The organism is Saccharopolyspora sp. NPDC050389 (assembly GCF_040655595.1).
GTDB lineage: Bacteria > Actinomycetota > Actinomycetes > Mycobacteriales > Pseudonocardiaceae > Saccharopolyspora.
Window position 1 is genome coordinate 1 of the sequence record NZ_JBFAKG010000110.1, and the last position, 20,362, is coordinate 20,362.

General features: G+C 70.3%; 21 protein-coding genes. 12 read left to right on the top strand and 9 right to left on the bottom strand.

Annotated elements, in window-relative coordinates:
* Positions 1 to 93 precede the first annotated feature (93 nt).
* Genes AB0I53_RS42535 through AB0I53_RS42560 form a run of 6 tightly spaced genes read left to right on the top strand, consistent with a single transcriptional unit; the run spans position 94 to position 5,769 of the window.
* Positions 94 to 1,260, top strand: coding sequence for an acyl-CoA dehydrogenase family protein (locus AB0I53_RS42535; RefSeq protein WP_358615042.1), 1,167 nt, complete (start codon positions 94 to 96; stop codon positions 1,258 to 1,260).
* Complete coding sequence (locus AB0I53_RS42540; protein WP_358615044.1) at positions 1,257 to 2,204, top strand: MaoC family dehydratase N-terminal domain-containing protein; 948 nt, start codon at positions 1,257 to 1,259, stop codon at positions 2,202 to 2,204. The genes AB0I53_RS42535 and AB0I53_RS42540 overlap by 4 nt, the downstream gene beginning before the upstream one ends.
* A gap of 25 nt (positions 2,205 to 2,229) precedes the next feature.
* Complete coding sequence (locus tag AB0I53_RS42545; RefSeq protein ID WP_358615046.1) at positions 2,230 to 3,342, top strand: acyl-CoA dehydrogenase family protein; 1,113 nt, start codon at positions 2,230 to 2,232, stop codon at positions 3,340 to 3,342.
* Entirely contained in the window at positions 3,339 to 3,779 is a 441-nt protein-coding gene (locus AB0I53_RS42550; RefSeq protein ID WP_358615048.1) for a MaoC family dehydratase, read from the top strand. The genes AB0I53_RS42545 and AB0I53_RS42550 overlap by 4 nt, the downstream gene beginning before the upstream one ends.
* Positions 3,776 to 4,957, top strand: a complete 1,182-nt coding sequence (locus AB0I53_RS42555; RefSeq protein WP_358615050.1) for a lipid-transfer protein — start codon at positions 3,776 to 3,778, stop codon at positions 4,955 to 4,957. The genes AB0I53_RS42550 and AB0I53_RS42555 overlap by 4 nt, the downstream gene beginning before the upstream one ends.
* Complete coding sequence (locus AB0I53_RS42560) at positions 4,954 to 5,769, top strand: MaoC/PaaZ C-terminal domain-containing protein (protein ID WP_358615052.1); 816 nt, start codon at positions 4,954 to 4,956, stop codon at positions 5,767 to 5,769. The genes AB0I53_RS42555 and AB0I53_RS42560 overlap by 4 nt, the downstream gene beginning before the upstream one ends.
* Positions 5,770 to 5,889: 120 nt before the next feature.
* Here AB0I53_RS42560 and AB0I53_RS42565 read toward each other — a convergent pair whose 3' ends face one another.
* Positions 5,890 to 6,312: a RidA family protein gene (locus AB0I53_RS42565; RefSeq protein ID WP_358615054.1), complete on the bottom strand. Its 423-nt coding sequence runs from the start codon at positions 6,310 to 6,312 to the stop codon at positions 5,890 to 5,892.
* Positions 6,313 to 6,404: 92 nt separating this feature from the next.
* Here AB0I53_RS42565 and AB0I53_RS42570 point away from each other — a divergent pair, with 92 nt between their 5' ends.
* Complete coding sequence (locus AB0I53_RS42570) at positions 6,405 to 6,905, top strand: MarR family transcriptional regulator (protein WP_358615056.1); 501 nt, start codon at positions 6,405 to 6,407, stop codon at positions 6,903 to 6,905.
* A 69-nt stretch (positions 6,906 to 6,974) separates the two neighbouring features.
* Here AB0I53_RS42570 and AB0I53_RS42575 read toward each other — a convergent pair whose 3' ends face one another.
* The 3 genes from AB0I53_RS42575 to AB0I53_RS42585 are packed head-to-tail and all read right to left on the bottom strand — an operon-like array spanning position 6,975 to position 10,106.
* A complete protein-coding gene (locus tag AB0I53_RS42575; RefSeq protein ID WP_358615058.1) occupies positions 6,975 to 7,733 on the bottom strand; it encodes a glucose 1-dehydrogenase in 759 nt (252 codons plus the stop codon).
* 22 nt (positions 7,734 to 7,755) lie between these two features.
* Positions 7,756 to 8,808, bottom strand: coding sequence for a phosphotransferase family protein (locus tag AB0I53_RS42580; protein ID WP_358615060.1), 1,053 nt, complete (start codon positions 8,806 to 8,808; stop codon positions 7,756 to 7,758).
* Positions 8,805 to 10,106 (bottom strand): acyl-CoA dehydrogenase family protein, encoded by a 1,302-nt coding sequence (locus AB0I53_RS42585; RefSeq protein ID WP_358615062.1) that lies wholly within the window; start codon positions 10,104 to 10,106, stop codon positions 8,805 to 8,807. The genes AB0I53_RS42580 and AB0I53_RS42585 overlap by 4 nt, the downstream gene beginning before the upstream one ends.
* A 151-nt stretch (positions 10,107 to 10,257) precedes the next feature.
* Between AB0I53_RS42585 and AB0I53_RS42590 the strand changes: the two genes are divergently transcribed.
* The 3 genes from AB0I53_RS42590 to AB0I53_RS42600 all read left to right on the top strand — a co-directional run bounded on the left by AB0I53_RS42590 (position 10,258) and on the right by AB0I53_RS42600 (position 13,468).
* Positions 10,258 to 11,967: an AMP-binding protein gene (locus AB0I53_RS42590; RefSeq protein WP_358615064.1), complete on the top strand. Its 1,710-nt coding sequence runs from the start codon at positions 10,258 to 10,260 to the stop codon at positions 11,965 to 11,967.
* Positions 11,968 to 11,976: 9 nt separating this feature from the next.
* A complete protein-coding gene (locus tag AB0I53_RS42595) occupies positions 11,977 to 12,663 on the top strand; it encodes a helix-turn-helix domain-containing protein (RefSeq protein WP_358615066.1) in 687 nt (228 codons plus the stop codon).
* A gap of 76 nt (positions 12,664 to 12,739) precedes the next feature.
* On the top strand, positions 12,740 to 13,468 hold the full coding sequence (locus tag AB0I53_RS42600) for an SDR family NAD(P)-dependent oxidoreductase (protein WP_358615068.1): 729 nt from the start codon (positions 12,740 to 12,742) through the stop codon (positions 13,466 to 13,468).
* A gap of 411 nt (positions 13,469 to 13,879) precedes the next feature.
* On the opposite strand, the gene AB0I53_RS42605 is transcribed toward AB0I53_RS42600, so the two are convergent.
* From AB0I53_RS42605 to AB0I53_RS42620, 4 genes are read right to left on the bottom strand one after another with little or no spacing between them, the layout of a single operon-like run.
* Complete coding sequence (locus AB0I53_RS42605; RefSeq protein ID WP_358615096.1) at positions 13,880 to 14,932, bottom strand: nitronate monooxygenase; 1,053 nt, start codon at positions 14,930 to 14,932, stop codon at positions 13,880 to 13,882.
* Between the two features lie 14 nt (positions 14,933 to 14,946).
* Complete coding sequence (locus AB0I53_RS42610) at positions 14,947 to 15,714, bottom strand: CoA-transferase (RefSeq protein ID WP_358615070.1); 768 nt, start codon at positions 15,712 to 15,714, stop codon at positions 14,947 to 14,949.
* 2 nt (positions 15,715 to 15,716) lie between these two features.
* A complete protein-coding gene (locus AB0I53_RS42615; protein ID WP_358615072.1) occupies positions 15,717 to 16,607 on the bottom strand; it encodes a CoA-transferase in 891 nt (296 codons plus the stop codon).
* The gene (locus tag AB0I53_RS42620) at positions 16,604 to 17,362 is read right to left on the bottom strand and encodes an enoyl-CoA hydratase family protein (RefSeq protein WP_358615074.1); all 759 of its coding nucleotides are present in this window, start codon (positions 17,360 to 17,362) and stop codon (positions 16,604 to 16,606) included. The genes AB0I53_RS42615 and AB0I53_RS42620 overlap by 4 nt, the downstream gene beginning before the upstream one ends.
* Positions 17,363 to 17,443: 81 nt before the next feature.
* On the opposite strand from AB0I53_RS42620, the gene AB0I53_RS42625 reads away from it, so the two are divergent.
* Together AB0I53_RS42625 and AB0I53_RS42630 are read left to right on the top strand one after the other, a co-directional pair.
* The gene (locus AB0I53_RS42625; RefSeq protein ID WP_358615076.1) at positions 17,444 to 18,205 is read left to right on the top strand and encodes an SDR family oxidoreductase; all 762 of its coding nucleotides are present in this window, start codon (positions 17,444 to 17,446) and stop codon (positions 18,203 to 18,205) included.
* Positions 18,206 to 18,244: 39 nt separating this feature from the next.
* Positions 18,245 to 19,150: an SDR family oxidoreductase gene (locus AB0I53_RS42630; RefSeq protein ID WP_358615078.1), complete on the top strand. Its 906-nt coding sequence runs from the start codon at positions 18,245 to 18,247 to the stop codon at positions 19,148 to 19,150.
* Positions 19,151 to 19,207: 57 nt separating this feature from the next.
* Here AB0I53_RS42630 and AB0I53_RS42635 read toward each other — a convergent pair whose 3' ends face one another.
* Positions 19,208 to 20,233, bottom strand: coding sequence for a TerC family protein (locus AB0I53_RS42635; protein ID WP_358615080.1), 1,026 nt, complete (start codon positions 20,231 to 20,233; stop codon positions 19,208 to 19,210).
* Between the last annotated feature and the right edge of the window lie 129 nt (positions 20,234 to 20,362).

The window sequence follows — 20,362 nt, forward strand, 5'->3', positions numbered from 1 at the left end:
TTGGGCTGCTATAGCAACCCAAAAGACTCACGGCCCCGTTATCAGCGGAAACGTCGACCCGTGTTTTCCCGAGCTCAGGAACGAGGATCCCCGATGGATTTGCGCGAGACGCCCGAGCAGCGTCGGCTCCGGCAGGAGCTGCGCGGCTACTTCGCCGGGCTGTTGCCGGCGGACGAACGCAGACGAGTGGGGGAGGAGGGCGTCGGCGGGGAGAGGTTCCGGGAGGTCGTCAAGATGCTCGGCCGCGACGGCTGGCTGGGCATCGGCTGGCCGCGCGAGTACGGCGGCCAGGGCCGGTCGATCGAGGAGCAGTACGTCTTCTTCGACGAGGTCCAGCGCGCCGGGCTGCCGTTCCCGTTCGTCACCGTGAACACCGTCGGCCCGACGCTGATGGAATACGGCACGGAGGAGCAGAAGAAGGCGTACCTGCCCGGAATCCTCAGCGGGGACATCGTCTTCGCCATCGGCTACACCGAACCCGACGCGGGCACCGACCTCGCCTCGCTCAAGACCAGGGCGGTCCGCGACGGGAACGAGTTCGTGGTCAACGGGCAGAAGATCTTCACCTCCGGCGCGAACACCGCGGACTACGTCTGGCTCGCGGCGCGCACGAACCCGGAAGCCCCCAAGCACAAGGGCATCTCCATCCTGATCGTGCCCACCGGCGCCCCGGGCTTCTCCTGGAGCCCGATCCAGGCCGTCGGCGGCATGGTGGTCACCGCCACCTACTACAGCGACATCCGCGTGCCCGCCGGCGACGTCGTCGGCGCGGTCGACGGCGGCTGGCGGCTGATCACCGCCCAGCTCAACCACGAGCGGATCGGGCTGGCGGCGCTCGGCGGGCGGCTGATCCAGCTCTGGGAGCAGGTGCTGGCCTGGGCGAAGCGCAACGGGGTCATCGAAAAGCCGTGGGTGCGGCAGGAAATGGCCCGGACCTACGCCAAGCTCGACGCGATGCGCCTGATGAACTGGAAGATGACCACCGCGGTCGCGGAAGGCACGCTCACCGGCGCGACCGCCGGCGCCGCGAAGGCGTACGGAACCGAGACCCACATCGACGTGCAGCGCACCCTGACCCAGGTGCTCGGCGCGGGCGGGCGGATCCGCCCGGAATCGCCGGATGCCGTGCTCGGCGGGCAGATCGAGCAGCTTTCCAGGCAAGGCATCGTCAACACCTTCGGTGGCGGCGTGAACGAGGTGCTGCGCGACATGGTCGCCACCCAGGGCCTCGGCCTGCCCCGGGCGAAGAGGGGCGCATGAACGGCGAGCGGAAACCCCAGAGCGAGGCGGAATACGAGCGGCGCCTCCAGTCCTACGTGGGACGCGTCCTCGTGCCGGACAGGCCGGGCCAGGACCCGGTGAACGTGCCGATGATCCGCCACTGGGTCGAGGCGATGGGCGACGCCAACCCGGTCTACCTCTCGGCCGAGGCCGCGCGGGCGACGGGCCGCGACGGCGTCGTCGCGCCGGCCTCGATGACGCAGGCGTGGACCATGCGGGGCTACGCCACCACCACATCGGAAGCGGCCACGCCCTTCGACGAACTCGTCGCGCTGCTGGCCGAGGGCGGCTACAGCTCGGTGGTGGCCACCGACTCCGAGTTCGAGTTCCACCGCGAGCTCGTGCCCGGCGACGAGGTCAGCACCGAGGAGGCCGTGGAGTCGATCTCCCCGGAGAAGAACACCGGTCTCGGCCCGGGACGGTTCGTCACGACGGTGCGCACCTACCGCGACGCGAGCGGAACCGCAGTGGCGACGCAGAAGTGGCGCACCCTGACGTTCCGGCCCGCGGAGAAGAAGGCGCTGCGGCCCCGGCCCGCCGTGAACCAGGACAACGAGTTCTGGTTCGCCGCGGCGAAGGAGAAGCGGCTCGTCATCCAGCGTTGCCGATTCTGCGAGACCCTGCGCCACCCGCCAGGCCCGTGCTGTCCGCACTGCCAGTCCTTCGAGTGGGACACCGTGACGGCATCCGGCCGCGCCACCGTCTACAGCTACGTGGTCGCCCACCACCCGCCGCACCCCGCGTTCGAATACCCGTTGCTGATCGCGGTCGTCGAACTGGCGGAGGGCACCCGGCTGATCACCAACCTGGTGGGCGTGGCACCGGACGACGTCGCCATCGACATGCCGGTCCGGCTCGAATGGCTCGAGGTGGACCCGCAGCTGACGCTGCCCGTGTTCCGCCCTGCGACCGACCGGCCCTGACCCGGCCGGAGAAGGAGAATCCCGAATGGACTTCCACCTCAGCGACGAGCTGGTCGCGGTCCAGGACCTGGCCCGCAGCATCTTCACCGACCGGGCCACCACCGACCGGATCCGGGAGGTGGAGGCGTCGGAGACGCGCGTCGACGAGCGCCTCTGGGCGGACCTGGCCGGGGCCGGGCTGGTGGGCATCGCGCTGCCCGAGGAGCACGGCGGAGCGGGGCTCGGCCTCGACGGCCTGTGCGTGCTGCTGGAGGAGCAGGGCCGGTTCGTCGCGCCGGTTCCACTGTGGACGGCGGGCGTGGCCGCGCTGGCGGTCGCCGCCCACGGCGACGAGGAGCAGCGCGCCCGGATCCTGCCGGCGGCAGCCGACGGGAGCTCGCGGCTCACCCTGGCGTTGGAGGAATTCGCTCCCGCCGAGCCGGGCGCGCCCACCTGCACGGCGACCGCCGAAGGAAATGCCTGGCTGCTCACGGGAATCAAGGCGGTCGTGCCGTCTCCGCAGGGCGCCGACGCGGTGCTCGTGTCCGCGACCACGGACCGGGGGCCGGGGCTCTTCCTGGTGCAAGCGGACGCCGAAGGCGTGCACTGGGAGCAGGCCGAGACCACGACCAGAGACCTGAGCGGGAACCTCCGCCTTGACAAGGCTGTCGGCCACGCGGTCGGCGTCCCGGGCGGCGACGCGCTCCGCCAGACCCTGCGGCGCGCGATCGTTGCTCTCGCGGCGATCCAGGCCGGAGTCGCGCAAGGGGCCCTGGCGCTCGCCGCCGGCTACCTCGGCGAACGACACCAGTTCGGCCGGCCCCTGGCCACCTTCCAGGCGGTCCAGCACCAGCTGGCCGACTGCTACATCGACATCGAGGCCATGCGGGTGACGCTGTGGCAGGCGCTCACCTCGCTCGCCGACGAGGCGGCCGACGCCGACGGCGCCGTGCTGGTGGCCAAGTGGTGGGCGGATCAGGCCGGGCTGGACGTCGTGCACCGCACCCAGCACGTGCACGGCGGCATCGGCGTCGACGTCGACTACCCGGCCCACCGGTACTTCCTGTGGGGCAAGCAGATTTCCGGCACGTTCGGCGGAGCCGCAGCCGCCCTCGCCGACCTGGGGGAGCACCTGGCCGTCGAGGAGGTGGCGTCGTGACGATCCCGCCGACGCGGACGTTCGACGCGGTGAGCGTCGGGGAAGTCCTTCCAGAGCTGGAGATTCCGCTGACCCGCACGCTCGTCGTGGCCACCGCCATCGCCAGTCGCGACTTCCAGGACGTGCACCACGACCCGGAACTCGCGGTCGAGCGCGGCTCCCGAGACGTGTTCATGAACATCCTGACGACCAACGGTCTCGTGGACCGGTTCGTCACCTCCTGGGCCGGCCCGGCAGCGGTGGTCAAGGCCATCCGGATCCGGCTCGGAGCGCCCAACTACCCGGGCGACACGATGGTCCTCAGCGGCGCGGTGACCGGCAAGGACGAGCCGCACCGACGCGTCCAGGTCTCGGTCCGGGGCGAGAACGGCCTCGGCGCACACGTCACCGGCACGGTCGACATCCAGCTTCCCGGCGCCAGGAAGGAATCCGCATGAGCGCAACCGCGCTGTCCCGTTCGGCCGCGATCGTCGGCATCGGCGCGACGGAGTTCTCCAAGAAATCCGGCCGCAGCGAACTGCGGCTCGCGACCGAGGCGGTGCTCGCCGCCGTGGCCGATGCCGGGCTGACACCCGCCGACGTCGACGGCATGGTGACCTACACCGCGGAGTCGAGCTCCGACATCCACGTCGCCCGCAACGCGGGGATCGGCGACCTCACCTTCTTCTCCCGCGTCGGCTACGGCGGCGGGGCGGCCTGCGGCACGGTGGCGCATGCCGCGGCCGCCATCGCCACCGGGCTGGCGTCGGTCGTGGTCTGCTGGCGCGCCTTCAACGAGCGGTCGGGGGAGCGCTACGGGCTGGGCCAGGCCGACCGGGCGATGGACACCAGCGCCGACCGGGCCGCGTACTCGTGGATGACGCCGTACGGCCTGAACACGCCCGCCCAGTGGGTGGCGATGTTCGCCCGCCGCTACGTGCACGAGTACGGCGCCACCTCGGAGGATTTCGGGCGGGTCGCCGTGCTGGACCGAAAGCACGCCGCCACCAACCCGAACGCCTGGTTCTACCAGCGCCCGATCACGCTGGCGGAGCACCAGGCGTCCCGGTGGATCGCCGAGCCGCTGCACCTGCTGGACTGCTGCCAGGAGACCGACGGGGGCCAGGCGCTGGTGCTGGTCTCCGCGGAGCGTGCCCGGGACCTGCCGCACGCCCCGGTCCACGTGCTCGCCGCGGCGCAGGGTTCCGGCGCGGACCAGCACATGATGACGAGCTACTACCGGCCGTCGATCTCGGGCATCCCGGAGCTGGGGCTGGTCGGCGACCAGCTGTGGTCGCAGAGCGGGCTGCGCCCCGACGACGTGCAGGCCGCGATCCTCTACGACCACTTCACCCCGCTGGTGCTCCCGCAGCTGGAGGAGCTCGGCTTCTGCGGCCGGGGCGAGGCGAAGGACTTCATCCGGGACGGTCACCTCGAACTGGACGGCAGGCTGCCCACCAACACCCACGGCGGCCAGCTCGGCGAGGCGTACCTGCACGGGATGAACGGCATCGCCGAGGCCGTCCGGCTGGTCCGGGGCACCTCGGTCAACCAGCCGGAAGGCGTGCGGAACGTGGTGGTCACGGCGGGAGCCGGGGTGCCGACCAGCGGCCTGGTCGTGGGGGCGGCGCGATGACGGCGGAAACGGCCCGCGCGGCGGGCGAATGGGAGGGCGTCGAGCTCGGCAGCCGCGCCGTCGACTACACCGAGCGGGACGCGATCCTCTACGCGCTGGCGGTCGGCGCCAGCGCAGCGGATCTCGACCTGGTCTTCGAGGAGCGGCTGCGCGTCCTGCCCACCTTCGCGCTGACGCTCGCCCAGTGGGCTCCCGACGCCCTGGGCACCCGAGGCGCGTTCGACACCCGCACCGCCGTGCACGGCTCCCAGCGGCTCGAAGTCCTTGCCCCGCTGCCCCGTTCGGGCTCCTTGGCGATGACCGCGTCCGTGGCGAGGGTGTGGGACAAGGGCTCGGCGGCGATCTTCGAGGTGGCGGTGGAGAGCGACTACTTCGTGGCCACCTGGGCGCTGTTCGCCCCCGGCCGCGGCGGGTTCGGCGGCGAGCGCGGCCCGTCGAGCCCGAAGCGGCCGGAAGCGGCGGTCGACCACCGGCTCGCGATCGCCACCGCGCCGAACCAGGCGGCGCTGTACCGGCTGCTGGGGGATCGGCACCACATGCACATCGATCCCGCAGCGGCCGAGGCGGCGGGGCAGCCGCGGCCGTTCCTGCACGGCCTGTGCACCCTGGCGGGCACGACCCTGGCGGTGGCGCGGCGCTACGGCGCCCATCCGGCCGGCCTGCGCCGGTTGGAGGGTCGCTTCGCCGCTCCCGTCTTCCCCGGCGACCGGCTCTCGGTCGACTGCTGGGGAGCCGATGCGAGCGCGGTCGCCTTCGGCGCCGCGGTCGGCGAGCGCGCCGTCCTGACCGGTGGGACGGTCTCGTTCGGTTAGCGCCGGTGCCGGCCGACCGGCACGCCCGGTCGGCCGGCACATCGAACCTGGCACATCGGACCTGACGCGTCGTCTTGGAAGCGGGCGCCAGGAGATCGCGTCTGGTTGCCGGGATGTCGGTCAGCCGTCGTGGCCGATGATGGCGGTCACGCGGATCTCGACGCGCATCTTCGGGGCGCCGAGGGCCGGAACGCCGATCTCGGTCCAGATGGGCGCGCGGTCGCCCATGCGCTTGCGGAACTGCTCCACCATGACGCGGTTGTGGACTTCTCCGATGAACTCGGCGGATTCGGGGATGTGGTAGGAGTTCACGGCGATGACGTCGCGCCACGTGGCGCCGGTCGTGGCGAGGGTTCGCTCGACGTTCTCGAAGGCCTGCACGATTTCGTCTTCGAGGGACTCGGGGAAGTTCCAGTCGTCGTCCCAGCCTCCCTGGCCCGAGGTCTCGACGCGGTCGCCGATTCGAACTGCCTGGTTGTAGTGCATGTTGGCCAGTTGCGTCTCGCCGTACCCGGGCGTGGCGAAGAATTCCGGCTTGCTCATGGCGGTCCCTCCGAGATCACTTCACGTGTGAAGTGAACGTAGCACGGTTTCACTTCACGCGTGAAGTCATGGCCGCTCGGTATGGTGCCGCCATGGCCACCACCGCAACTCCGAACCCCGGCGGGGACGCCCCGGACGAGACGCTGTGGCTGAACCCGGACGAGAAAGAGGCATGGACCGGGCTGGTCTCGCTGATCCTGCTGCTGCCGGGCCGGCTGGAGTCGCCGCTGCAGCACGAGGCCGGCCTGACCCTCTTCGAGTACCTGACCCTCAGCCACATCTCGGAGGCCCCGGGGCGCCGCCTGCGGATGAGCGAGCTGGCCTACCTGGCCAACGGTTCCCTCTCGCGCCTGTCCAACGTCGTCAAGCGGTTCGAGCAGCGGGGCTGGGTCGAGCGTTCGCCCGACCCCGACGACGGCCGGTACACCGTCGCCGCCCTCACCGACGTCGGCTACGAGGTGGTCGTCGCCGCCGCGCCCACCCACGTGCGCGCGGTGCGGCAGCTCGTCCTCGACCAGCTCACCGCCACCGACCAGCAGGCGCTGGCGCGCATCGCGGCCAAGCTGCGGGTGCGACCCGTCGACCTGGCCTGAAGGTTGTCCCGCAATCGCGGGTTTGGTCCTGTGATTGCGGGACAGCCGACCGAAAATTCCTCGGGGGAGTCAGTGGACGCCGCCGTCGAGGCGGAGGATTGCTCCGGTGCAGAAGGAAGACGCGGCACTGGCGAAGTAGAGAGCTGCTCCCACGACCTCGTCGGGCTCGCCTCCGCGGCCCAGCGCGATCGAGGTTCTGGCCCGTTCGGCGAAGGCGTCGAGATCCCAGGCGTGGGAGATGTCGGTGAGGAACGGCCCGGCTTGGATGGCGTTGACCCGGACCTTGGGGCCGAAGGCGCGGGCGAAGCCTTCGGTGAGAGTGTTCAGGCCGGCTTTCGCTGCGGCGTAGGGGAGTTCGATCGGTGCCGGTCGGATCGCGGCTATCGACGAGATGTTGATGATCGCGCCGCCGTCGCCATCGGCCATCCGGGTGCCGATCAGTGCGGTGAGCCGGAACGGGCCCTTGAGGTTGACGGCGAGCACCTTGTCCCACAGGGCTTCGCCGACCTGGTCGAGGCTCGGGTATAGCGGCGAGAGGCCGGCGTTGTTGACCAGCACGTCGACTCGGCCGAACTCGGCGTAGGCGCGTTCGACCAGGGCATCGCACTGATCCCAGTGGCTGACGTTGCAGGCCACGGGGAGTGCGCGGACGCCGTGCTCCTCCTCGATCTCACGTGCCGTGTTCTCGCAGGCTTCCAGCTTGCGGCTGGCGATGATCACGTCTGCCCCCTTGGCCGCGAAGGCGTGGGCCATCGCGCGGCCCATGCCTCGGCTGCCACCGGTGACGAGGGCGATCTTGCCGGTCAGGTCGAAGGTCGTGTCGGTCATGGGATCGCGCTCCAACCGGGGTTCATATCAGCGATCGGGCTTGGGTGAGCAGGCCGATGGCGTGCGCGTGCAGGCGGTCGCCGATGCCGGCCGGTGCCTTGCCCGCGCAGGCGCGGGCGTGGGTTCCTTCCAGGACGATGCCGAGCTTGAAGCAGGCCAGGACGCGGTACCAGATGATGGCGGCCAGGTCGCGGCTGGAGTGCTCGGCGTAGCAGGCGATGAGTTCGGCACGGCTGGGCAGGCCCCCCGCATCCGCGATCGCGGAGGGGCGGATCAGGCCGCCGTCGGTTTCCGGCCAGGTGGCCAGCAGCCATCCGAGGTCGAGCAGTGGGTCGCCGACCGTCACCATCTCCCAGTCGACGATCGCCGCCACCCACGGTCCCGCGTGGGAATACATGATGTTGGCCAGGTGGTAGTCGCCGTGCATGAGACCGGGGCGCCAGGTCGACGGGCGGTTGCGGTCCAGCCAGTCGGCGACTTCGGCGACGCCCGGGAGGTTCGGGCCGGGGTAGCCGTCGAACGCCGCGTAGGAGTCGAGCTCGCCCAGCCAGCGGCCGACCTGGCGGTCGAGGAACCCGGTGGGGTTCCCGACGTCGCCCAGGCCGACCGCGACGTGGTCGACTTCGCCGAGCGCGGCGATGGCCCTGGCGGCACCCAGTCCCATCTCGTGCCGGATGGCCGCATCAGCGGCGTGGCGGGGCGGCAGCGACACCGTTGCGTTGAAACCGTCCACGTGCTCCATCAGGTAGAACACCGCTCCGCCGAGGACTTCCGGGTCGGGGCAGCCGGCGACGATCGCAGGGGCGCGCACCGGTGTCGGCGCGAGCGCCGCGAGCACCCTCATCTCGCGGATCAGCGCGTCGTTGCTGCGCTTGCGCAGATGTCGCGGCGGGCGGCGCAGCACGTGCACCTGGTCGCCTCTGCGTAGCCGCAGCATGACGTTCTGCGTGCCGCCGGTCAGTTCGGTGACTTCGGTGAAGTCGCCCGGCGGCAGGCCCTGGTCGTCCATCCACCGTGCGAGCGCGGTGAAATCGACCAGCGCGGGATCCACTGTGGATGGTCGGGGTGCGTTCACGCCGGGAGCCGCCCGTGTCGCTTGAGCACGTCGGCGTACTTCTGGCGGGCTTGGTCGCGCAACTTCGGCTCGTGGCGGGTGGGGAACAGGTCGTCGGAGGGCTCGTAGTCGTGCAGCACCTGCCGGGCCAGGGTGGCCTTGTGGACCTCGGTCGGACCGTCGGCGAGCCCCATGTGAAAGGACTGGGTGACGTACCCGGCGAACGGCATCTCGTTGGAGACGCCGAGCGAGCCGTGGACCTGCAGCGCGCGGGAGGCCACATCGCGCAAGACGCGCGGCATCATCGCCTTGACCGCGGAGATGTCGGCGCGCACCTTGCGGTAGTCCTGGTACTTATCGATGCGCCACGCGGTGCGCAGCACCAGGAGCCGGTAGGTCTCCAGGTCCAGCCAGGAATCCGCGATCATCTCCTGCACCATCTGCTTGCGCGCGAGCTGCTCGCCCTGGGTGGTGCGGGAGAGTGCTCGCTCGGCCATCATGTCGAGGCTCCGCCTGATCAGCCCGACGGTGCGCATGGCGTGGTGGATGCGCCCACCGCCGAGGCGGGTCTGCGCCACCATGAACGCCTCGCCGCGCGGGCCGAGCAGCGCGTCGGCCGGAACGCGGACGTTGCTGTAGCGGATGTAGGCGTGCGAGCCCGCTCCTTCGGGGTCACCGCCGAGCCCGACGTTGCGGATGATCTCCACGCCCGGTGCGTCGGTCGGGACGATCAGCATCGACTGCTGCCGGTAGGGCGGGTTGTCCGGGTCGGTGACCGCCATGACGATGAGGAACGCCGCGTAGCGGGCGTTGGAGGAGAACCACTTCTCCCCGTTTATCACCCATTCGTCGCCATCACGAACCGCGCTGGTGGTGAACACCTTCGGGTCGGCGCCACCTTGCGGCTCGGTCATCGAGAACGCCGAGACGATCTTGTTGGCGAGCAGCGGCTGCAGCCAGCGCTCCTGCTGCGCCGGCGTGCCGAAGTGGGCGAGGATCTCGCTGTTGCCGCTGTCGGGGGCTTGGGCGCCGAAGACGATCGGGGCGCAGCGCGCCCGGCCGAGGATCTCGTTCATCAGGGCGAGCTTGACCTGCCCGTACCCGGGTCCGCCCAGGTCCGGGCCGAGGTGGCAGGCCCACAGGCCGCGTTCGCGGACCGTTTCCTGCAACGGCGGGATCAGCTCCGCGCGGATCGGGTCGTCGAGGTCGTAGGGGTGGTCGATGATGTGGTCGAGCGGTTCGATCTCCTCGCGGACGAACTCCTCGATCCAGTCGAGTTCCCGCTGGAACTCGGGGTCGGTCTCGAATTCCCAGGCCACGGCGGTCTCCTCCGGTGCGGGCTTCGGTGACGGGCGTCAACTTAATGCGACTGCCTTAGAAGCACAAGCACTTGATTTTCCGTTGCGGACGGAGCAGATTCGAGCCGTCTCACGGAATGTTCGAGCCGGCGAGGGTGGGGACGTGGAAACGATGAGGAACCACGAGGACATCCGCGCAGAGCTGACCGCTCCGGGCGCGCCTTTCGAGACCGTCGAGGTCGACATCCGCGGTGTGCGAGTGCGTGCCTGGCGGAACGCGCCTGCCAGCTTGCGGGCCATGGTCGAGAGCTCGCAGGCCTTCGCCGAGCGGGATTTCCTCGTCCACGGCGATGAGCGGGTCACCTATCGCGAGCACTTCCAGCAGGTGGCCGGGTTGGCGGGGCGGCTCGTCGACGAGCACGGCATCCGGAAGGGCGACCGGGTCGCCATCGCCATGCGCAACTTCCCCGAATGGCCGGTCGCCTTCTTCGCCGCCGCGTGCGCCGGTGCTGTCGTGGTGCCGTTGAACGCTTGGTGGTCGGCGAGCGAGCTGGAGTTCGGACTGCGCGACTCCGGGGCGAAGGTGCTGATCGCGGACCAGGAGCGGATGGACCGGCTGCGGGACGTGCTACCGGGCCTCGGGATCGCCGCGATCGTGGCGCGGCCGACCGGGCCGCTGCCCGCCGGCAGCCGCGACATCCGCGATGTGCCCGCCGCCGCGGAGCTTCCCGATGTCGACCTCGGTCCCGAGGACGACGCCACGATCTTCTACACGTCCGGGACCACCGGCACTCCCAAAGGCGCGTTCGGCACGCACCGCAACATCTGCGGCAACGTGACCAGCGTGGGATACGCGGCGGCCCGGGCCCTGCTCCGGCAGGGCGGGTCGCTCGCCGATCTGGCCGCGGCGCAGGCGGTGCCGGCGACGGCACTGGTGGCAGTTCCGTTCTTCCACGGCACCGGCTGCCACTCGGTGCTGCTCGGTGCCTTCCACCGAGGCGCCACTTTGGTCCTCATGCACAAGTGGGACGCCGGCACCGCACTCGAACTCATCGAGCGCGAGCGCGTCACGCAATTCACCGGCGTGCCGGCGATGCTCGCGCAACTTTATGCGCACCCCGAGTTCGCGCGGCGCGACCTGACCAGCCTGACCGCGGTCGGAACCGGAGGAGCGGCTGCGCCACCGGCGCTCGTGCAGCGCTCCGCCGCGCTCCTGCCCGGCGCGGCGCCGGCCAACGGCTACGGCCTCACCGAGACATCCTCGATGACCACGGCCAACCGCGGACTCGATTACCTGACCAAGCCGGACAGCATCGGGCTCGCGGTCGCGATCTGCGACGTCGAGGTGGTGGACCCGGTCACCGAGCAGCGGTTGCCCGCGGACGAGATCGGCGAGCTGCGGATCAAGGGCGCGAACGTGGTCAAGGGCTACTGGAACCGGCCGGACGCCACGGCCGACGCGATCACCGACGGCTGGCTGCGCTCCGGCGACCTCGCCCGGATCGACGAAGAGGGGTTCGTCTACATCGTCGACCGGGCCAAGGACATGCTGATCCGCGGCGGGGAGAACGTCTACTGCGCCGAGGTCGAAGCCGCGATCCACGAGCATCCCGCAGTGGCCGACTGCGCCGTGATCGGCATCCCGCACGACATCCTGGGCGAAGAGGTGGGGGTGCTGGTCCAGGGCCTCGCCGGCACCACCCTGACCGCCGAGGCACTGCGCGCGTTCCTGGACGGGCGGATAGCGCGGTTCAAGATCCCCGCGCACGTCTGGGTGCAGGACGACGAGCTGCCCCGCAACGCCTCCGGGAAGATCCTCAAGCGGCAGATCCGCACCGAGCTGATCCGCGCGGTCACGGCCGGCGAATCGCGGCACGGATAGGTTCTCGCCATGACCCACACCTCGACGCGCGATGCCGAACCCGCGACGGACGCGCGGTCGGCGCTGATCCGAGCGGCCACCCGGCTCTTCGCCGAACGCGGGATCTACGCGGTGTCGCTGCGGGAGATCACCCGCGCCGCCGGGCAGCGCAACACCACCGCGCTGCAGTACCACTTCACCAACCGGGAAGGCCTGCTCCGGGAGGTGCTGATCGAGCACGGGCGTGACGTCGGGGCACGCCGCAACACGCTGCTCGACCAGTACGAGCTGACCGGTCGCGACGACCTGCGCGCGCTGGCGTCCGCACTGGTCCTGCCCCTGATCGCGAAGCTGTCGGATCCCGCCGGCGGCCGCGAGTACCTGCAGATCACCGCGGAACTGCTCGGCCGGACCAACCGGATGGTCGAGCCGGGAGAACCTGCCGCGATCGTGCTCGACGACCCCGGGGGCAGCCTGGCCCGCTGGCTCGAACTGGTGGCACCGATGCTGCCGCCCGAGGCGGTCGGCCCGCCGCTGCACCGCCGATTCGCGGCCATCCACTTCGCGCACCTCGAACTGAGCCGCCGCGCCAAGGACGACCCGCGCAGCGAACAAACCCTGTTCACCCACTACCTCACCGACCTGGTGGCCGCGGTGCTCGCCGCACCGGTCTCCGACGAGACGAAGCGGGTGCTCGCCACGCGGCAGCGATCCTGACGCCCGCCCGACCGGAAGGACATCGATGTCCAGACTGACCAGATTGAGCCGTTCTGTCGCCGGCAGCGTTGCCCTCGTGACCGGAGCGGCGAGCGGGATGGGGCGGGCGACGGCCCACCTGCTCGCCGACGAGGGCGCCGCCGTCGGCATCGTCGACCGCGACGCCGACGGGCTGGCGGCGGTTGCTGAAGAGATCCGCGGCGCAGGCGCTGAGGTGCACGCCGTGGTCGCGGACGCCGCGGATCCCAGCGCGCCCGCGGCCGCGGTGTCGGAGGTCCGCGAGGCGCTCGGCCCGATCGACGCCCTGGTCAACAACGCCGGAGTCAGCATCCACGCCGGTTTGGCGGATGAGGGCTTCGACGATGCGTGGGCGACCACGCTCGCGATCAACCTGACCGCATATCCCAGGTTCGTCCGGGCGGCCCTTCCGGACCTGCGCCGCAACAGTGCGGGCCGGGTCGTGAACATCGCCTCCACCGAGGGGCTCGGCGCGACGGCCGGGATCACGGCCTACACCGCTTCCAAGCACGGCGTGATCGGCCTGACGCGCTCGCTCGCCGTGGAGCTGGGGCCCAGTGGAGTCACGGTGAACTGCGTCTGTCCCGGCCCGATCAACACCGGCATGACCGCGCGAATCCAGGACGAGGACAAGGCCGTCTTCGCGCGGCGGCGCACAGCGCTGCGGCGGTACGGAGAGCCGGAGGAGGTCGCCCACGTCACGGTATCCCTGCTACTGCCCGCGGCCTCGTTCGTCACCGGCGCGGTGCTCGCGGTCGACGGCGGCCTGACTGTCCGCAACGCCTGATTCAGGCGGATTGCAGAGGATCTTCCGCCTGGACCGGCGCATTCCTCGCGGTCAAGGTCGCAGTTTCAATGAGGTTTTTTCATCCTCGTTTTGCGTGGCGGTGCGGGTGGCGGAACCTCAGCGCCCGCCTGGACTGTGGGTGCCCAACCTGATGTATGTCCAATACACGGCGGTTGGGCCGTCCTCGCCAGGCGAACGCTGAGAACCCGCGGCGGTGCAAGCTGCATAGGTGGGCTATGCGCCTGCGGCGCATGCGACTGCATTCGCGATACGGCCCGTTGGCTGTCGCGGCTGCGGTCACCAGCCAAGATGAAAAACGCTCAATTGAATCGGATGAGCGTTGGCGTAGCTTTCTGGAACAGTCACCAAGAGAGGCGGTGCCCACTGCGCCGTGGGCACCGCCTCTGGTTCTCAGAGCGTGTAGTTCTGGGTCCTCCGCAGGCATTCGGCAGCCTCGGTGACCACCCGGTCGATGAGCTCCTCGCAGGTCGGCAGGTCGTCCAGGACGCCGACCACCTGGCCGGCGGCGAGCACGCCGGCGTTCGTGTCGCCGTCGACCAGCCCGGACTTGAGCATCATCGGGGTGTTGGCCGCGAGCACCATCTGGGGCCAGGAGCGGCCGCTGCCGTGCTTCATCGACCGGCCGTCGGCGGCGAGCTGACGCCACGTCATCCCGCTCATCTTCTTGAACTTCAGGGTCCGCCGGATGGTCGGGCCGAGTCTCCTCAGGACGTTCGTGTCCTGCAGCTCCTCGACGAGGCGGGTGCGAAGCATGCGGTGCGGCATGCCGTCGACCTTGTCGGTGACGACCGTCCCGTTGACGTCGTGGGAGAGGTAAAGCCGCTTCACGGCATCCGGAACGGCGCTGTCCTTCGTGAGCAGGAAGCGGGTGCCCATGCCGATTCCCGCCGCGCCGTAGGACAAAGCCGCCGCGAGGCCGCGGCCGTCGAAGAAGCCGCCCGCCGCGACGACGGGGATGTCGACGGCGTCGAGCACGCTCGGCAGGAGCAGGGTGGTGGGCACCGCGCCGGTGTGACCGCCGCCCTCGCCGCCCTGGACCATGACCGCGTCGGCGCCCCACGCCGCCACCTTCTCCGCGTGGCGCGGCGCGCCGACCGACGGCATCACGACGATGCCGTGGTCCTTGAGCTTGGCGATCAGCTCCTTCTTCGGTGCCAGCGCGAACGACGCGACCTTCACCCCGTGCTCGATCAGCAGGTCGACCCGCCGCGGTGCGTCGCCGGCGTCGGCCCGGAGGTTGACGCCGAAGGGCCGGTCGGTGCGGCGCTTGACCGCGATGATCGCCCGCTCCAGCTCCTCGCAGCTCATCGTCGCGCTGGCGAGGATGCCCAGGCCGCCGGCGTTCGCCGTGCCGCCGACCAGGCTCGGCCCGGCCACCCAGCCCATGCCGGTCTGCACGACCGGATGCCGGATGCCGACCAGGTCGGTGAGCGTGGTGCGCAGCACTTGCTCGACGCTCATCGGACGGCCCCCGGCTTGACCTCGCGGTCGCGCAGGTTCTTCGGATCGATCACCTCGCGGATGAAGGTCAGCTCCGCGTCGGTGGGCGTGCGCGTCTCCGGCACCTCGTCGTCGGCGTGGATCTCGCACCCGCTGGCCTCCCGCACGTCGTCCACGGTCACGCCGGGGTGCACCGACCGCAGCCGCAACGTGTGGTCGGGGCCGCCCACGTCGAGGACCGCCAGGTTCGAGACGATGCGGTGGATGTCGTTGTACCGGGCGGCAGCCGGACCGGCCTGCTCGGCCAGCTTCGGGCCGATACCCGAGACGATGTCCACCCGCTCCACGAAAACCCGGGGGGCGTGCCGCGGCACCCAGTACGAGGTGCGGTTGTTCGCGGTGTTGCCGGGCGCGCCGCGGGAGCCGAGTAGCTGGCGCTTCGGCTGCGCGAAGTCGCCGATCGCCGAGATGTTCTGGTTGCCGTGGCGGTCGATCTGGGTGGCGCCCATCATGACGTGCCGCTTCCCGTAGGCGACCACGTCGAAGACCTGCCGGAACGGGATCCAGCCCTCCACCGCATCCGATTCGGCCCCGAGCGCGGGAACCTCGGCGAGGAAGCGGGATTCGCCGTCGGAGATCACGAGCTCGGGATTGCTCGTCAGCTTGGCGAGCCGCACGCCCAGGGTGGGCAGCAGGCCCATCGGGCTGGCGAAGATCTCGCCGTCGTCCGCGAACGCATCGGCGATGGCCGCCGCGCAGATCTCGGCACGCGTCACGTCGGACATCGTCACGCCTCCTGCTCTTCGTGGAACACCTTCACAGCGGCCTGGTAGTCGTCCTCGGTGCCGCGCAGGAAGCGCCGTTCGAAGGCTTCCCACGCCGACGGGTCGGCGGCAGCGGCGGCGTAGGCGCGCTGGAACTTCTCGTCCCGCTCGTAGTCCGGGGCGCACGTGGAGAAGTGGGCCCCGTTGGGCGTCTCGACGACGCCGTCGACCATCATCCGGCTGAGCAGCAGGCGCTGGACCGCGGCTTCGCGGGTGAGCTCCGCGGTTTCGACGATGCGCTCGCAGGTCACGAACGCCTTGTCGGCTGCCATGCAGAACAGGTCGTCGAAGTACGGGTCCGGGCCCAGGTACGTGGCGTTGCCGTGCTGGTCCGCGCGGTTCATGTGCACCAGCGCCGCGTCGAGGTGCAGCGCCGGAACGGCGACGAGCTCTTCGAAGACGCCGTCCGCGGCGGGATACGGGCTGGTCACGGTCCGCAGGCCGGGGTTGTGCACCATGACGTCGGAGCCGAGCCCGGCGCGCATGGGGAGGAACGGCAGGCGCTGGGCGGCGGCGCGCAGCCCGGCCTGGAACATGCCCTCGTCGAGCTCCACGATCTCGGGGATCGTCCGGTTCTGGCGTGCCTGCTGGAAGTTCGGTTCGAGCGGCACGGAGTCGAGCGAGACGAACGCGTAGACCAGTTTGCGGATCCTGCCCGCCCGGGCGAGGAGTCCGACGTCGGCGCCGCCCCAGGAGACCAGGGTGAGGTCTGTCAGGTTCGAGCGCAGGATCGCGCGGACCAGCGCCATGGGCTTGCGCCGCGCGCCCCAGCCGCCGATGCCGATGGTCATGCCGTCATCGAGCCGGGCGACCACGTCGTCCGCGCTCATGCGCTTGTCGCGGGGCTTGCTCATTCGCTCTTCGCTTTCTCGGTGCCGGCGAACCGGTCCCGGTGCTCGTCCGCCACCCCGGCGAGGTTGAGCTCCATCGTGAAGCCCTGCTCGAACCGGTAGCTGCGGTTGACGTCGACGGGGTCGATGCCGTTGATGGCCTCCTTCGCCATCCGGATGACCCGGGTGTCCTTCGCGGCGATCTCGGCCGCGACGGCGAGGGCCGCCTCGTCGAGGCGTTCGCGGGGGACGACCTCGAGGACGGAGCCGTGCCCGATGAGGTCGGTGGCGGGGATGTTGCGGCCGGTGAAGTAGAGGGTGCGCAGCAGGTGCGGCGGAACCAGGCGGGCGAGGTGGGTCGCGGCGCCCAGGGCACCGCGGTCCACCTCGGGCACCCCGAAGTAGGCGTCGTCGCTTGCGACGATCGTGTCGGCGTTGCCGACCAGGCCGACGCCGCCGCCGACGCAGAATCCGTTGACGGCGGCGATGACCGGCACGGCGCACTCGTAGACCGCCTTGAACGCGGCGTGGCAGCCCCGGTTCGCGCCGATCAGGGCGTCGAATCCCTTGGTGTTCTGCATTTCCTTGATGTCGACGCCCGCGTTGAAGCCCTTGCCCTCCGCGCGCAGCACGACGACGTGGGTGTTCATGTCCTTGCCCGCTTCGTCGAGCGCTGCGGCGAGGTCGAACCAACCCCGCACGGGGAGCGCGTTGACGGGCGGGTGGTCGACCGTGACGACGCGGATGCCGTCTTCACGTAGGTCCGAGGTGATGCCCATGTGCCACCTTCCGGGCTACTTGACCTATCATTTGCTTGGTACCCTAACATCTGCTTGGTTCTCGACCCATCGGAGAGACGCGTGGCGGTTCAGCTGGACATGACGGGACGGGTGGTCCTGGTGACCGGGGGCACCAAGGGCATCGGCCGGGCCATCGCCGCGGCCTTCGTCGCGGCCGGTGCGCAGGTGGTGACGTGCGCGCGGTCCGAAGTGGACGAACCGGCGGACGGAACGACGCACCTGCCGTGCGATGTGCGGGACGTGGCATCGGTCCGGGCGATGATGGACCGCTTGCTCGCGCAGCACGGCCGGATCGACGTGGCGGTGAACAACGCGGGCGGCGCGCCGTACGCCTTGGCGGCGGACGCGTCACCGCGCTTCCACGGCAAGATCATGGATCTCAACTTCTTCGGGCCGCTGCTCGTCGCCCAGGCCGCGAACGCCGCCATGCAGCAGCAGGACACCGGCGGCGCGATCGTGAACATCTCCTCCGTCAGCGCCCTCCGGCCCTCGCCCGGCACGGCTGCCTACGGCGCGGCGAAGGCGGGACTGGACTCGCTCACCCGCTCGCTGGCCGTGGAGTGGGCGCCGAAGGTGCGGCTGAACTCCATCAACGTCGGCCTGTGCCGCACCGAGCTGACCGGGGGCCACTACGGCGACGACGAAAGCGTCGCGGCCATCGAGCGAACCATTCCGCTGGGGCGGATGGCGCGGCCGGAGGAGGTCGCCAACGTCGCGCTCTTCCTGACCTCCGACCTCGCCTCGTACGTCAGCGGCGCCTCGGTCGAATGCCACGGCGGAGGCGAGCCGCCGGCCTTCCTCTTCGCCGTCCAGAACCGCTAGAGCACCGCGCGACATCGGCAGACACACCCGGGAGAAATCATGAGCAGGGTCCTTGAAGGACGCGTCGCGATCGTCACCGGCGCGGGACGGGGCATCGGGCGCGAGCACGCCCTCGAACTGGCCCGGCAGGGCGCCAAGGTCGTCGTCAACGACCTCGGAGCGAGCCTGGACGGGCGCGGGGCATCCGACGCGCCGGCCCACGAGGTGGTGGCGGCGATCCGCGAGATGGGCGGCGAGGCCGTGACCAACGGCGCCGACGTGGCGGACTTCGAGCAGGCGGCCGCAATGGTGCGCCAGGCCGTCGAAACCTTCGGCGGCCTCGACATCCTCGTCAACAACGCGGGCTTCGTGCGCGACCGGATGCTGGTGAACACGACCGAGGAGGAGTGGGACGCGGTCATCCGGGTGCACCTCAAGGGGCACTTCGCGCCGCTGCGCCACGCCGCGGCGTACTGGCGTGCCGAGGCGAAGCAGGGACGGCAGCGCGCCGCCCGGGTGATCAACACCTCGTCCGGTGCGGGCCTGCAGGGGAGCATGGGGCAGACGACGTACTCGGCGGCGAAGGCGGGCATCGCGTCGATGACCCTCGTCGCGGCGGGCGAGCTCGGCCGGTACGGCGTGACGGTGAACGCGATCGCACCGGTGGCCCGGACCCGGATGACGCAGGACGCCTTCCCGGAGATGATGGCGGACGCAGCGAGCGGTTTCGACGAGATGGATCCGGCCAACAACTCGCCGGTCGTCGCCTGGCTGGCGTCCGAGGAAGCCGGCGACATCACCGGCCGGGTGATCGAGATCGAGGGCGGACAGATCTGCGTCGAAGAGGGCTGGCGGCACGGCCCCCGGCAGGACATCGGCAGGCGCTGGGAAGCCGAAGAGGTCGGCAAGGCGCTCCGAGACCTGCTCGCCTCGGCGGCGGAGCCGGAACAGGTCTACGGCACGTAACCCGGGCACTGACGCGGGACTCCGGCCGCTGACTTCCGCAACTCCGGGACGGTGCGGTCACAGATCGGTCGGGGTTTCCGGGTCGGGTGATTCGACCTTGGTGTGGTGCGCCCGGAGGGAACCGGGGTGGGCCTTCGCCGACGGGTCGCGCCGGGTCTTGATCAGGCTCGCCACGGTCACGACCACCAGCACCGCGATGATCACCACGAGGCTGACGGGCGTGGGGATCTCGGGGACGCGCTCGTCGATGTCCACGTGCGCCCAGTGCAGGATGAGCTTGACGCCGATGAACGCGAGGATCAGCGACAGTCCAGCCGAGAGGTAGACCAGGCGCTCAAGCAGGCCCTTGACCAGGAAGAACAGCGCGCGCAAGCCCAGGAGGGCGAAGGCGTTGGCGGTGAAGACGATGTAGGGCTCCGAGGTGACGCCGAAGACCGCCGGGATGGAGTCGAGGGCGAACAGCAGGTCGACGCTGCCGATCGCGATCAGCACTATGAACATCGGCGTGACCACCCGTCGCCCGCCGACGCGCGCGACGAGCTTGCCGCCGACGTATTCGTCCGAGACCGGCAGCACCCGGCGAGCCGCCTTGACCACGACGTTGTCCTCGACGTCGGGATCCTCGTCGCGGTGCCGGAACAGCTGCACCGCGGTGTAGATGAGCAGCAGCCCGAAGACGAGGAACATGAAGGAGAAAAACGACAGCAGGGCCGCCCCGACCGCGATGAAGATCCCTCGCATGATCAACGCGAGCACGATGCCGAAGGTCAGCACCTTGTGCTGGTGCTCCTCGGGAACCGCGAAGGTGGTCATGATGATCACGAAGACGAACAGGTTGTCGACCGAGAGGCTCTTCTCGACGATGTAGCCGGCGAAGTACTCGGTGCCGGCCTCGCCGCCGTACTGCATCGCGAACCAGACGCCGAAGACGATCGCCACGAGGATGTAGGCCACCGACCACGCGCTCGCCTCGGCGAAACCGACCCGGTGCGGGTGCGCGGCCGCCATGATCAGGTCGATCGCCAGCAGCGCGATGATCACGGCGATGGTGAGCACCCAGGTCAGCGTGGTTATTTCGAGCACGTTCCCTCCGCTTGGATTCATCGTGCGGCGCTGGCGTGCTGATGCCGTGCGGGCGGTCGTGGCGGACCTCCGCCACCTTCGAAAACGCGGCGCCGCCGCAACCGCATTGCGCCGACGCCCACCCGATCC

Bases quoted from the DNA above. Each gene is read 5' to 3' on its own strand.
- AB0I53_RS42590 (WP_358615064.1), top strand. From the start codon at position 10,258: ATGAGGAACCACGAGGACATCCGCGCAGAGCTGACCGCTCCGGGCGCG.
- AB0I53_RS42555 (WP_358615050.1), top strand. From the start codon at position 3,776: ATGAGCGCAACCGCGCTGTCCCGTTCGGCCGCGATCGTCGGCATCGGC.
- AB0I53_RS42615 (WP_358615072.1), bottom strand. From the start codon at position 16,607: ATGAGCAAGCCCCGCGACAAGCGCATGAGCGCGGACGACGTGGTCGCC.
- AB0I53_RS42565 (WP_358615054.1), bottom strand. From the start codon at position 6,312: ATGAGCAAGCCGGAATTCTTCGCCACGCCCGGGTACGGCGAGACGCAA.
- AB0I53_RS42560 (WP_358615052.1), top strand. From the start codon at position 4,954: ATGACGGCGGAAACGGCCCGCGCGGCGGGCGAATGGGAGGGCGTCGAG.
- AB0I53_RS42545 (WP_358615046.1), top strand. From the start codon at position 2,230: ATGGACTTCCACCTCAGCGACGAGCTGGTCGCGGTCCAGGACCTGGCC.
- AB0I53_RS42570 (WP_358615056.1), top strand. From the start codon at position 6,405: ATGGCCACCACCGCAACTCCGAACCCCGGCGGGGACGCCCCGGACGAG.
- AB0I53_RS42630 (WP_358615078.1), top strand. From the start codon at position 18,245: ATGAGCAGGGTCCTTGAAGGACGCGTCGCGATCGTCACCGGCGCGGGA.
- AB0I53_RS42610 (WP_358615070.1), bottom strand. From the start codon at position 15,714: ATGTCCGACGTGACGCGTGCCGAGATCTGCGCGGCGGCCATCGCCGAT.
- AB0I53_RS42535 (WP_358615042.1), top strand. From the start codon at position 94: ATGGATTTGCGCGAGACGCCCGAGCAGCGTCGGCTCCGGCAGGAGCTG.
- AB0I53_RS42575 (WP_358615058.1), bottom strand. From the start codon at position 7,733: ATGACCGACACGACCTTCGACCTGACCGGCAAGATCGCCCTCGTCACC.
- AB0I53_RS42595 (WP_358615066.1), top strand. From the start codon at position 11,977: ATGACCCACACCTCGACGCGCGATGCCGAACCCGCGACGGACGCGCGG.
- AB0I53_RS42620 (WP_358615074.1), bottom strand. From the start codon at position 17,362: ATGGGCATCACCTCGGACCTACGTGAAGACGGCATCCGCGTCGTCACG.
- AB0I53_RS42540 (WP_358615044.1), top strand. From the start codon at position 1,257: ATGAACGGCGAGCGGAAACCCCAGAGCGAGGCGGAATACGAGCGGCGC.